Source organism: Haloferax profundi (genome assembly GCF_001469865.1).
GTDB classification, from domain to species: Archaea; Halobacteriota; Halobacteria; order Halobacteriales; family Haloferacaceae; genus Haloferax; species Haloferax profundi.
This window is the reverse complement of record NZ_LOPV01000601.1, coordinates 1-256: the sequence shown is the minus strand read 5'-3', so window position 1 is coordinate 256 and position 256 is coordinate 1. Positions and strand designations below refer to the sequence as shown.

Here is a 256-nt window from a genome sequence, read left to right as displayed (position 1 = left end):
GCGTGCTCATCGTTGGGAGTGTCCCAGTCGACTTCGCGGTTGCAGTCCCGATGATGGGTGTCTTGACCCTCGCGACCGTATTTCTGTTTGCCATCTTACGGACCGACCTCAGACTGACGAGGCTCGAATCCTACGCACTCCTTCTTGGGTACATCCTGTTTATTCTCTGGGTGGTCGCCGAGACGATAGGCGTGACCAACCTTATAAAAGGTGTTTGAGGGCCGGTGACTGCTTGGAATTCTCGCAGGCTACCGTA

The 256-nt window shown here is 55.1% G+C and carries 1 pseudogene; it reads left to right on the top strand.

Annotated features, from left to right (window positions below):
* A pseudogene (locus tag AUR66_RS17565) lies at nucleotides 1–218 on the top strand (sodium:calcium antiporter); the annotation flags it as partial.
* Between the last annotated feature and the right edge of the window lie 38 nt (nucleotides 219–256).